This is a genomic window from Victivallis sp., from assembly GCF_048170485.1.
GTDB lineage: Bacteria > Verrucomicrobiota > Lentisphaeria > Victivallales > Victivallaceae > Victivallis.
Map to the genome: position 1 here is coordinate 23,357 of NZ_DBEXAY010000027.1, position 8,970 is coordinate 32,326.

Annotated in this window: 7 protein-coding genes; all 7 read left to right on the forward strand. The window is 56.6% G+C overall.

Going from position 1 to position 8,970, the window contains the following annotated elements; genetic code table 11:
* Window positions 1-144 precede the first annotated feature (144 nt).
* From ACMLHG_RS01360 to ACMLHG_RS01390, 7 genes are read left to right on the forward strand one after another with little or no spacing between them, the layout of a single operon-like run.
* A complete protein-coding gene (locus tag ACMLHG_RS01360) occupies window positions 145-1,227 on the forward strand; it encodes a glycoside hydrolase family 88 protein (RefSeq protein ID WP_417169289.1) in 1,083 nt (360 codons plus the stop codon).
* A gap of 1 nt (window position 1,228) precedes the next feature.
* A complete protein-coding gene (locus ACMLHG_RS01365; RefSeq protein WP_417169290.1) occupies window positions 1,229-1,894 on the forward strand; it encodes an RraA family protein in 666 nt (221 codons plus the stop codon).
* A 1-nt stretch (window position 1,895) separates the two neighbouring features.
* Window positions 1,896-2,921, forward strand: a complete 1,026-nt coding sequence (locus ACMLHG_RS01370) for a zinc-dependent alcohol dehydrogenase (RefSeq protein ID WP_417169291.1) — start codon at window positions 1,896-1,898, stop codon at window positions 2,919-2,921.
* Between the two features lie 5 nt (window positions 2,922-2,926).
* On the forward strand, window positions 2,927-3,688 hold the full coding sequence (locus ACMLHG_RS01375; RefSeq protein ID WP_417169295.1) for an SDR family NAD(P)-dependent oxidoreductase: 762 nt from the start codon (window positions 2,927-2,929) through the stop codon (window positions 3,686-3,688).
* Between the two features lie 13 nt (window positions 3,689-3,701).
* Window positions 3,702-4,688: an NAD(P)-dependent oxidoreductase gene (locus ACMLHG_RS01380; protein WP_417169292.1), complete on the forward strand. Its 987-nt coding sequence runs from the start codon at window positions 3,702-3,704 to the stop codon at window positions 4,686-4,688.
* 59 nt (window positions 4,689-4,747) lie between these two features.
* On the forward strand, window positions 4,748-5,476 hold the full coding sequence (locus ACMLHG_RS01385; protein WP_417169293.1) for a DUF1559 domain-containing protein: 729 nt from the start codon (window positions 4,748-4,750) through the stop codon (window positions 5,474-5,476).
* Window positions 5,473-8,910: a hypothetical protein gene (locus tag ACMLHG_RS01390; RefSeq protein WP_417169294.1), complete on the forward strand. Its 3,438-nt coding sequence runs from the start codon at window positions 5,473-5,475 to the stop codon at window positions 8,908-8,910. Before ACMLHG_RS01385 ends, ACMLHG_RS01390 begins: the two co-directional genes overlap by 4 nt.
* The last annotated feature ends 60 nt before the right edge of the window (window positions 8,911-8,970 follow it).

An 8,970-nucleotide genomic window follows, 5' to 3' on the forward strand; every position in this document is an offset into this window, starting at 1 on the left:
TTTTCAGCATTGATATAATTTAATATATCATATAAGAAAAATCAAGATTTTTCTCCGTTTTTCTATTGACATTCTCTCTCTTTTATAGTATAATTTGGTATAGATATAGATTTAATATATCATTGATGAAAAGGAGCAAAACCAATGAGTGAGAAACCATTTCCCTTCTCGGGGTATGAAGAGATCGCCCGGAAGGCGTGGCAGATGTTCCGGAAAACCCATGGTCTCAACTCGTACGCGTCGATACTGGCGCTGAACGCCTGGGAACGGGTCGGGAAAATCACCCGGAACGACGCGATCCTCGAGGAGTCAAAACAGCTGGCGCGGGAATACCTTTCCGGACGGGTGCCGTCGGTCGCAGGGGCCTACAACTCCTATATCTATCAGCAGGGCGGAAATGCTACCGCCTGGCTGCTGGTGCGCGGCTACCTGCCGGAAGCGGAGAAGATTCTGGTCCCGGCGGCAGAACGGCTCTGCCGGGAATTCCCGCGCGATGACGAGGGGCTCTTCATCAACCCGAACCGCCCGGATAAGCTCCTCTGGATCGACACGGTTTTCGGTGTCTGCCCCTTCCTCGTCTGGGTCGGCAAGGCGACGGGACGAAAGGAGTTCATTGAGGAGGGTGTCCATCAGATGCTCGGCCATCACCGGGCGCTGTTTAATCCGGCGACGAAGCTCTATCATCAGGCGCGGTTCGGCGGAAAGCTCTCCGCGGTCTGGAGCCGCGGCGTCGGCTGGGGCGTGTATGCGCTGGCCGAACTCTGTTACGATCTGCCGCAGGCTTTCCCCCGGCGCGACGAGGTGCGAAATGCCTTCCGCGACGTGATCGACGGCTGTCTTGCGGTGCAGGATGCCGACGGCATGTTCCACCAGTGCATGGAGGATTCCGGCAGCTATCCGGAGAGTTCCGGCACCGGACTGATCCTCTACGGCATGGGACGCGGCATCAAAAACGGTTCGCTCGACCGGGCAAAGATGGTCGAGCCCTTCCTGAGCGGACTGCGCGGCCTCCTGCGCTACATTGCGATGGATGGTTCGATCTATCACTGCTGCACCGGCTGTCTCGCACCGGGCGAGGCAACGATCGCCTCCTACGCGACACATCCGTGGAAATGCAACGACGTTCACGCCGCCGGGCCGGTTATTCTCGCGTTCGGGCAGGCCGAGCAGCTGTATCGCAATCAACTGATTCCCTCATTCGATGAGGCGATGAACGAGGAGAAATAATATGATTTCCAAGCCAACCGTATCCGATGCCGAACTGCGCGAACGCTACCTGAAGCTCTATTCCGGCGCCGTCAACGACATTCTCCGTTTCGACTACAAGATGCACGCGGCGCTCCCGTCGGAATACCAGCCGCTGAACCGCGACATGAAGCTCTGCGGCCGCGCCTTCACCATCAAGGGCGCACCCGACATCACCACCGACGGCGAGTTTGCAATGCGTGCTGAAATGCTTGAAGCGCTCCCGCCGGAAAGCATCGTCATGTGGGACTGCACCGGCGACACCGTCACCGCCCAGTGGGGCGAGGTGATGACCATGGCGGCGCGAAAAAACGGCTGCCGCGGTGCATTCGTCAACGGCATCCGCGACACGGAAGCGATTCTCGCGCAGAATTTTCCAGTCTTTCTCAAATACCGCACCAACGTCGGAATGCTGGGGCGGTTCCGCATGTACTACTACCAGAAACCGATCCGGATCGGCGAAATCGTCATCCATCCCGGCGACTGGATCTTCGGCGACATCGACGGTGCAATCCGGATTCCGGCGGAGATCACCCTCGACGTGCTGGAGAAGGCGGAAGCGCTCCTGCTCAAGGAGGAGGGAATCCGCGGCATGGTCAACTCCGGCATGAAACCGACCGAAGTGGTTGCCAACGGAGGTTACTTTTAAAATGAGAGCGGCTCAGTACATTTGCCCCGGCAGGATCGAGTGCCGGGAAATTCCCGATACCGTGCCCGGTCCCGGGGAAGTGGCAATCGCCGTGGAATATTGCGGCATCTGCGGCACCGATGTCCACATCTTCAAAGGGCATATGGATCAACGGGTTCACCCGCCTCAGGCGATCGGTCACGAAATGAGCGGCCGAATCCTCCGTTTGGGAGAAGGGGTGGCGGAGTTCCAGGTCGGCGACGCGGTGACCGTGCGCCCGCTCGACAACTGCGGGAGCTGCAACACCTGCCGCGCGGGATTCACGCACATCTGCGAAAAACTGAAATTCCTCGGGATCGAGACACCTGGCGCATTCGCCGAAGAGTGGGTGGTTCCGGCCCGGCTGGTTCACCACCTGCCCGACGATATGCCGATGGAGCTTGCCGCGCTGGTCGAACCGGCGGCGGTCGCCTGTCACGACGTCCGTCGCTCCGGCCTGAAGGAAGGGGATTTCGTCGTGGTCAACGGCGGAGGTCCGATCGGCATGCTGATCGCGCTCACCGCGCGCAAGGCGGGCGGACAAGTCACCGTGATCGAAATCAATCCCGCCCGGCTCCGGCTCGCCCGCGAGCTCGGCTTCGCCGTCATCGATCCGAAAGCGGAAGATGCGGTCGCGCGCATCCGCCGGGAGACCGGCGGCTCGGGCGCCGACGTGGTGTTCGAAGTGACCGGCTCCGAAGCGGGCGCGCGGCTGATCACTGAGGCGACGCGGCCGCGGGGAACCATCGTCATGGTGGCGATCTATCCGGCACCGGTGCCGGTGGATCTGCACAAGTTCTTCTGGAAGGAGCTTACCATGACCGGCGCGCGGGTGTATGAGAGTGAAGATTTCGAGCGGGCGATTGCACTGGTGGCGGCACGGGAACTGCCGTACGACCGGCTGATCAGCCGGGTCTTCCCGCTGGAGGAGTTGCAGAGTGCATTCGAATATCTCGGGCAGTCGCCCGATGCGATGAAGATATTGATCCGTTGCCGGAAGGAGGCGTGAACATGATTCTCGATCAATTCAAATTGGATGGTAAAACCGCTGTCGTCACCGGCTGTTCCCGTGGCATCGGCCAGGGAATCGCCCTCGGTCTCGCCGAAGCGGGTGCGGACATCATCGGCGTCTCCGCCACGCTGCAGCCGGGGAGCGAAACCGAACAACAGGTGCGCGCGCTCGGGCGCAAGTTCACGCCGTACCAGTGCGACTTCTCCGACCGGGCGGCGCTCTACCGGTGGATCGCCGCGGTCAAGGCGGAACAGCCGCCGGTCGACATCCTCTTCAACAACGCCGGAACCATCCTACGGAAACCCGCGGCGGAGCATCCGGATGAATATTGGGACAAAGTGCTGGAAATCAACCTATCGTCACAGTTCATCCTCGCCCGGGAATTCGGCCGTGACATGGTCGAACGCCGGTCGGGCAAGATCATCTTCACCTGTTCACTGCTGACCTTTCAGGGAGGAATCAATGTACCGGGCTACGCGGCGAGCAAAGCGGGCGTCGGCGAACTGGTGATGGCGTTTTCGAACGAATGGGCAAAGCACGGCGTCAACGTCAACGGCATCGCGCCGGGTTACATCGCGACCGACAACACACAGGCGCTGCGTGACGACCCGGAACGCAGCCGGGCGATTCTCGAACGGATTCCGGCCGGCCGCTGGGGCACGCCGGAGGATTTCAAGGGGGTGGCGGTCTTTCTCGCCTCCCGGGCAAGCGATTACGTCAACGGTTCAATCTATCTGGTCGACGGCGGCTGGATGGGCCGGTGAGGAGGAACAGAAGATGAAAAAAATTTCCCTTCTTTCGCTGGGGAAAATCGCCGATGCGGCTGCCCGCGCCCGGATCGCCGAACACAGCGACATCACCGAGATCGAGGAGATCAGTGAGGAGGCACTGCTGCGTCACCTGCCCGGATACGAAGCGGTGCTAGTGCCGTTCACGGCGCAGATGCTGGTCACCGAGCGGGTGATCGACGCGGCGCCGCAGCTCCGGCTGATCGCCTCGACCTACGGCGGCACGCGGCAGAACATCGCCGATCTGTACGCGCTCCGCAAGGGGATCACGGTGATCCACACCGGCGCTTCGCGGGAGCGGCCGATGGCGGAGTACACGCTGGCGCTGGTGCTCACTTCGCTGCTGCGGATTGCTGACTACCATCACGATATGATTTCGGGAGAGGCGTGGCCGCGGTTCAAGTATCCGCGCACACGGATTCTCTTCCAGCGCAAGGTGGCGGTGATCGGTTTCGGGCGGATCGGAAGTGCGATCGTGCGGCTCTTCCGGAACTTCACGGACGATCTGTCGGTGGTGTCGCGCCATCTCACCAGCGAAGAAGCGGCGGCGGCGGGCGTGAAGAAGGTGTCGCTTGACGAGGCGTTCCGCGGCAGCGAAATCATCATCCTGGCGGGCGGAAGCAATTCCGAGACCTTCCACATGGTTGGCGCGGAACAGTTTGCCGCGATGCAGGAGGATGCGTTGTTCGTAAACATCGCGCGGGGGAAGATGGTGGATCAATCCGCGATGATCGAAGCGGCGAAGACAAAGCGGATCTTCCTTGCGCTCGACGTCTTCGAAAACGAGCCTTTGGAGAGCGATTCGCCGCTGCGGACGATGGAACGGGTTCTTCTGACGCCGCACCGGGCGAACAATTCGATCGAGTTCGAGCAGCGCTGGAACTGCCTTGCCGACGAGATCGGGCGCTTCGCCGCGGGCGAACGGCCGGAATCGGCGCTGACCATCGAGCGGGCCGCCGCGATGAGCGAGTCTTAATCTAAGTAGGGAAAGCATTCACATATCGTACAAACGTTCTTCAACTTCCAGGAGGCAACATGGCGGACCTGAAACAATACATTATCACGCAAAGATCAGACAGGAAGAGTTTTACCCTTATCGAACTCCTCATTGTAATAGCGATTATCGCGATTCTGGCGGCAATGCTCCTTCCCAGTTTGAATAAAGCGAGAACTTCCGCCAGAAATATTCAATGCAGAAACAACCTCAAACAGATTGGTTCTGCCGGCATTCAGTATGTGCATGATTATCACTGTTTTCCGGGAGGAGCGTTTCACTATCCGGCTTATAATTCCTCATCCAAATCCGGCTGTCTCGGAAGCTATCTCGGATATTACAAAGTTGTTGCCATGGAAAATACAATTTTCACCTGCCCGACCTATTTTCAAAGCTATCCGAACGACCACACCGCCTGGCCGATGAACCGTACTTACGCCGTCAATAAGAACACAATGGCTCTGGATTCGAGTGGCAATGTCAATACAGAAGTTCTCCCTCATGCCAGAATTCCCCATCCCTCTGCGCTGCTTTTCTTTGGAGATGCCATTCAAATCAGACAGCAACCAGATCGCAACAATAAATTTTTCCATGAGACCTTTTTGAAAAGCAACACCAGTTCGCTTTATGTGAATGCCCTCTATTTCCTGCACAATCAGGGCATCCACGCGGTGTACTGGGATGGCCATGTCGGCCACGTTCTGCTGAACGATTTCAGAAATTACAACAGTAATCAGGATCACGAGTTCTGGACAGGAGGAGTGAAATGAAAACGATTCTTTCCATTCCATTGCTCGCAACCTTGACTGCAGCAGGAGCCAATATGATCCCGGACAGCAGTTTTGAATACGGCACCTCTCCCGCCTTCCATCGCATGGTCGACAAAGATTACCTCGCGTCATACGGATGGTCCCCCGACCAGACAACCGCAGTAGACGGCCGGCGTTCTTTGCGAAGCAATAACGGAACTCCCCTGACACTGACCAGTGAAGTAAATGCGCCGTTGCCGACGCAGAAGAAGCCCTGGGTTTTCTCTGTTTTTCTGAAGGCAGACCAGCCGGACACCCCGGTCTGCCTGAAAGCCTCCGTCTATCGTTTTTTCGATCAATCCGAAGTAAAAAAAACAGTTGCAGTCGGAACGGCATGGCAACGATATGAACTGATTGTAAAGCAATTCCGGTTCGGAAGACGCCTTGGAATCAATCAGGGCCCGGTCAACTTTCAGATAGAGATTCCCCGAGGAGTAACCGTATGGGCGGATGCGGTCCAATGGGAATGCGGCACACAGCCATCCCAATACCGGCCTGCCGAGCTGGACCACGGAGTTCTCCGCCGGGAATTGACGAAAAGCAAGTTCCCGGAATTTCAATTGAAACCGGGCGCGGTGAAGCAAGAAAGCTCAGGTGCGGTTCCGATTCACGTCAGTCATCCGGGAAAAAACATCCGCCGCGATGCCCCCTGCTCCACAGGAATCCTGTTTCCTGCCGGAGTTGTTGGAAGCAATACCGGCTATATTCTGAAAGATGTCAAAGGAGGTACCGTTCCAATCCAGACCTCGCCGCTGGCGCTCCACCTGGCAGATCAATCCATTCTTTCTTTGAAACTGGATTTTGAAACAGATCTCAAACCGGGAGAAAACAATTTTACGCTTGAATTTTCCAACCGGAAGGCCGGCTGCGAGGATGTGCCGCGCCTTTCCCAAAGCAGAACAGTTGGAAATCTCATCTGGCACCCTTCCCGGAACCCGGCCCATCTCTGGGAAAAATTCACTTCGCCGACAGGTGAAACGATCATCGGCTCAGGAATTCTGCGCGCTGTCGGGATTGACAATCACCGCTATCAGGGGATCACACGGGAAATTCACACCGAATTCGACGGTCCGCTGCATACGGTCATTGCCGCCCGGGGAGATTTCATCGCAGAAGACAATCCGGACACAGTTCTGCTCAGCTACACAGCCAGACTTCTATTGTGGAAAAGCACTCCGGGAGTCACCGTGGAACTCACCTTGATCAATCGTCATCCAACTCAAGTCGCCACATTGCGCGATGTATACTGGGAAGCTCCGTTGAAGGATGCAGGCACATCTTCCCGAAAAATATTGCAGGCATTTGATAACTGTTCGAAAAAGTTCCTTTTCGGCAACGATGCAGGTACAGGAAATCTTCAATTCGAGAAAAATAAGCGGGAATCGGTCGCGCTTGAACAGGCGAACAAGCAATACATCTATCAATTGCATCTGCATGACAGCTGGAGAAGACATCCCTCCTGCGTCGGATTGAACGACGGAAAAGCTCGCTTTTTCTTCTGGCCCGGAGCTCCTGTTCAACCTCTGCTCTTTCCCCCCGGGATGGCGGTCACCAGGACCGGTACACTTCGGGCTTACGCCACGGGTACAGCTCCGGAATTGAAAGATTCCGCGGCCTGGGTTGAAAATCCTTCTGTTGCCCTGGCCGATCCACTCTGGACCATTCACACCGGCCTCCCCCTGCAGCTCTCTCCGGCAGGAAGATTTCCACTGCTTGACCTTTACCTGGAGAACTTCATGAAATCCGGATCATTCACCCCCATCGGAGTAAAAAAGAAACTTTGGTTCGGCATGTTTGATTATGGAGATCACCCGGGAGACGGCGGCTGGGCCAATCTGGAGTCATACGACGATTATGCCATGCTGCTGCGCGGTCTCCGTTCTGGAGATCCGGAAACTCTGCGACTTGGATTAGCGGCGGCAGAACACTATCGGGATATCGATATCAATCATAACATCAATTTTCCGATTCTGCACTCCAGCAACCATGTCAACGGCGGCAGCCATTTCGGTCACGCCTGGATCCAGGGGGTCCTTCTGCACTATCTGCTCACGGGTTCTCCACGCAGCCGGGAAGTCGCATTCCAGGTGGGAGAAGCATTTCTGGCAATGCGCCCGAACAATCCGCAGATCGCCGAGAACCGCGAGCTTGCCTACTATCTGCTGACCCTCGCGGACCTGTGCCGCACTTTCGGAGACAAACAGTTTACCGGCCGTTTCGATGTGCAGCTTGATATGGCACGCAAACGTCTCAGTGCACCGCCGCAGAAAGACGACCGCACGATGCAGCGTACTACGCGCAATCGCGAAGATTGCCTCTTTTACTGGAAAAATTCCGGCGTGGTCCCGTTTGCCTGCTGGTACGGTTGCGCCGGACTGCTCAAAATGTATGACATCACCGGTGACAAAACACTTCTGCCGGTATTGAAGAAAGAGATTGCAAACTCTCTTGATCTCGAATTGACTTATCGAGTACATCTGGAAGAGTTGTACCCCAATCTCCCGGCAGAACAAACGTTGCCGCTCATTGCCTCAGATTACGTCGGAGGACGTGGGAGCTACTTCTACCCGGTAATGGCTGATTACTCCCGGATCACCGGGGATCCCGCCTGGCGCGATCTGGCAATCAAAGTCGCATACGCCCGCATTCTCGAAGGAAAACTGGATGGAGGTACAGCAGATATCCTCATGACCGCTCCTTTTGCAGCTCTATCAAAGAATTTTGACGAGAACCGGCTCATCCGGGAAATCCGTTCCATCTATATGAACGGAGCTGCAAAAGAGTTGTTGAACGGCGACTTCCGCCAGATACGCAGTTACGCGGAGATGATGACACCACGACGGCCGGACGCGATCACTCCGGCATGGGCAAAAGAGATCCCTTATCCCCGGTTCTGGCGTTTCAATGCCGGCAAAGAATTCACCGCGACGGAATTCATGCGCTACCGGCCGGAACTCTATTCTCTCAGCAACGGCATTCTCCGGTTACACTTTAATCGAAAAAAATGGTATGCCCAGACCATCACCTTCGATTCTGCGCGGATTGCATTTCAACCGGGCAGCTGGAAATTCCGGGGGAAAGTTAAACTGAATAAGGATACGGTAAATGCGGCATTCCATTTTTACTTCTCCAACTTCAAAGATACCCGGGCTGTCGTCATGTTGCCGGTGATTTCCGGAGCGGCCCCCCGGGTCCTTTCCAGGACACCGGCCCTCCCCCGAATTGTCTCGCACACGGTCTCCCGCCCCGATAAGGATGGCTTTTGCTCCGTTGAGGCGAAATTCAACGTTAGAACGCCGAGTGTGGGCTATCTTCTTTTTCGAGGCACACTGGCCGCGGAGAAAGAGCGGGGCCAGGTGGAAGTCAGGGAACTCGAATTCAAACCGGTTGAATAGCTGACACAGCATTTATCCGTCAATCCCTTGTGGCAACAGCTGTACGAGTCGACCGGGATC